This window comes from Fibrobacter sp. UWOV1 (assembly GCF_900142495.1).
GTDB lineage: Bacteria > Fibrobacterota > Fibrobacteria > Fibrobacterales > Fibrobacteraceae > Fibrobacter.
Genome location: NZ_FRBA01000027.1, coordinates 1 through 2,080 on the forward strand (window position 1 = coordinate 1; position 2,080 = coordinate 2,080).

Consider the following 2,080-nt stretch of genomic DNA (forward strand, 5'->3'; position numbering starts at 1 on the left):
CGCACCACGTCATCCGGGTTCACGACGTTCTTGAGGGACTTACTCATCTTCGCCACAATCTGCTTGAGCTCGATGTCAGTTCCCTTCTTGAAGAAGTTGCCGTTCTTCTCTTCGACTTCGTCAGTCGGGACCTTGGAGCCCGCGGCGTCTTCGTAAGCGAAGGCGAGAATCATGCCCTGGTTGAAGAGTTTCTGGAACGGTTCGTCGGTAGAGACGAGACCGAGGTCGAAGAGCACCTTGTGCCAGAAGCGGCTGTAGAGCAGGTGGAGCACGGCGTGTTCGGCACCGCCCACATAAAGGTCGACCGGCATCCAGTACTTTTCAAGTTCCTTTGCCACAAATGCATCGCCGTTGCAGGCATCGATGTAGCGCAGGTAATACCAGCAGGAGCCAGCCCACTGCGGCATGGTGTTCGTCTCGCGGATACCCTTGCGGCCGTTCTTGTCGGTCACCTGGAGCCATTCGGTGGCGTTGGCGAGCGGGGACTGTCCGCCGTCACCCGGCTTGTAGTCCTTGAGTTCCGGCAACAGCACCGGCAGTTCGGCATCATCGACGGTAGAGATTTCCCCATCTTCCCAGTGGATAATCGGGAAAACCCCGCAAGGCGAGAGTCGCGGGCAAGCTCGCTTGCCCATGACCCAAGCCAAGGAGGTTTCTGCAACGGTTCGCCCTTTTGCTTTTGGGCGTTCCCCGCACATTTGATGTGAACCCCAAAAATTGGACAATTAAAATTTAGGATAAAACTCCGTTATGAGTTCGGTATTGAACCGGACTCATTCCATTTAAGCGAAGCTTTATCCGATCATTGTTATAGTATTCGATGTATTTTTTTAATTCCCGCTTGAAATGACCTATATCACGAAATGTATTCGGATAGAGAAATTCAGTTTTCATTATTCCAAAGAAGTTCTCCATCATGGCGTTATCAAGACAATTTCCTTTACGACTCATACTTTGAATAATTCCATGCTCTCGTAATGATTTCTGGTATTTTACATGTTGATAATGCCACCCTTGGTCGGAATGTAGAATTAGCCCTTTCCATTTACGTTTTAAGGAGTACGCCTTGTCAAGCATATTCATAACCATCTTGAGATCCGGATGGTTGGAAATCGTGTAGCAGATTATCTCGCCATTGTACATATCTAGTATGGGCGATAAATAGCATTTGTTCACGCCAATATTTATCTGTGTCACATCGGTTGTCCACTTCCTGTCGGGAGCCTTTGGGTTGAAGTTGCGATTGAGCCTATTCGGCGCAGTTTTCCCAATTTCGCCCTTGTACGAACGGTACTTGCAGCGTTTACGGATGTTTTTCAGATTTTCTTCTCTCATAATTCTGCAAATAGTCTTGTGGTTGATCGTGTAGCCCTCATTTCTGAGTTGCGCGTCTATCCTGCGGTAGCCGTAACGTCCCTTGTTTGCCGCATGAACAGACCTGATTCGGATACGTTCTTCCGCATAGCGGTCCGGTTTTCTACGGAGGTTATAGTAGTATGTAGAACGCGATAGTCCGCTGGCCTTCAGAAGATACTTGAGGGCATATTCACTTGTTAATTCCCGGACGATTTCGGCCCTATACCGAACATCCCGGCATCTTCTTGGTCTAGGGCCTTCAATTTTTTTAAGTAGGCGTTCTCCGCTTTCAAGTATTCATTTTCTTCTTTAAGTCGATCGATTTCACTTTTCCCTTTTGAAATCCTTGACGTGCTTTTTGACATTTTTCGGGGTCTTCCTCTTGGTTTTATTGCAAGCAGTTCGTCGTATCCTCCATGACGAAACCTGCGAACCCAGTCCATTAGTGATTTTCTGCTAATACCATATTTTGCGGTTACTTCATAATATGGCTGCGATTTAACAACGATGGCTTCTACGGCTTTCTGCTTCAATGCATTCGATGCACGGAATGTACATTTTTTCGGCTCTACTAGTCGCCCCAAAATCTCAAATTCGCGACACTTGTGACATATGTCGCGAACATCAAAGGTAACGTATATTTTCTTTCGCAAATTCCACTAAGGGGGTAAAAAAATAGGATGTTCCAATTTTTAGATTTGAAATAACCACAAATCAAACACAA

2 protein-coding genes and 1 pseudogene are annotated in these 2,080 nt (G+C 46.7%); all 3 read right to left on the minus strand.

Going from position 1 to position 2,080, the window contains the following annotated elements; all coding sequences use genetic code 11:
- Positions 1 to 590, minus strand: a pseudogene (locus BUC02_RS15560) (leucine--tRNA ligase); the annotation flags it as partial.
- A gap of 142 nt (positions 591 to 732) precedes the next feature.
- The gene (locus BUC02_RS15565; RefSeq protein WP_139261272.1) at positions 733 to 1,653 is read right to left on the minus strand and encodes an IS3 family transposase; all 921 of its coding nucleotides are present in this window, start codon (positions 1,651 to 1,653) and stop codon (positions 733 to 735) included.
- A complete protein-coding gene (locus BUC02_RS15570; protein WP_073324109.1) occupies positions 1,554 to 1,889 on the minus strand; it encodes a helix-turn-helix domain-containing protein in 336 nt (111 codons plus the stop codon). The genes BUC02_RS15565 and BUC02_RS15570 overlap by 100 nt, the downstream gene beginning before the upstream one ends.
- Positions 1,890 to 2,080: the final 191 nt, after the last annotated feature.